Genomic DNA, 803 nt, shown 5'->3' with positions numbered 1-803 from the left:
AGCAGCAGCCGGGCCCCGGGTACGGCCGCCATGGCGTGGACCAGTCGGTCGAACCGCTTGCCCGGGACCAGGCGCCCCACCCCGCCGACGACGAAGGCGTCCGGCGGGATGCCGAGGCGGTGGCGGGCCCGGCGGCGGGCCTCGGGGTCGAAGCCGAACCGGTCGGCGTCGATGCCGTTGGGGATGAGCTCGATGCGGGGGCCGGGCACGCCCCAGTCGCGCAGCCGTCTGGCCACGGTGGCGGACACCGCGACGGTGGCGCTGCCGAGCCGTTCGCTGGCCAGGTAGAGGGCCTGCGCCGAGCGGGTGAGCGGGCGCCCCTCGATCTGGGCGTCCCCGAGCGAGTGCTCGGTGGCGACGACGGACCGGACCCCGGCGAGCCGGGCGGCGGCCCGCCCGTAGACGCAGGCCCGGTAGAGGTGCGTGTGGACCAGGTCGTAGCGGCCTCGCCGGATCAGCCCCACGAGCCGGGGCAGGGCGCCCAGGTCGCGGTTGCCGGCCATGCCGAGGTGGGTCACCGACCGTCCGTCCGCCCGGATGCCGTCGGCCACCGGGCCCGGGTTGGTCAGGGTGACGACGTCGCAGTCCAGCGGGAGCCTGCGCAGCATCAGGCGCAGCTGCTGTTCGGCACCGCCGACGCCGAGGCCGGTGATGACGTGCAGGGCCCTCACCGGCCGTTGCCCGAGGAGCGTGCGGAGGTGATCGTGCTCCGCGTCTCGGGCCGGGACGGTCCGGTGGACGCCGTGGTCCGCGCCGCGGGGCCGGCGACCGGTGTGAGGGCGGCGGCGGGCAGCGGGCGGCGG

1 protein-coding gene is annotated in these 803 nt (G+C 77.3%); it reads right to left on the bottom strand.

Translation table 11 applies throughout. The features are described from left to right. A partial coding sequence (locus ACYVE9_RS29135; RefSeq protein WP_461030876.1) for a glycosyltransferase occupies positions 1–671 on the bottom strand: 671 nt, incomplete at its 3' end. Positions 672–803: the final 132 nt, after the last annotated feature.

Source organism: Streptomyces sparsus, assembly GCF_054776295.1.
Note: the sequence above shows the minus strand (reverse complement) of the source record. Positions and strands in the feature narration are given on the sequence as shown.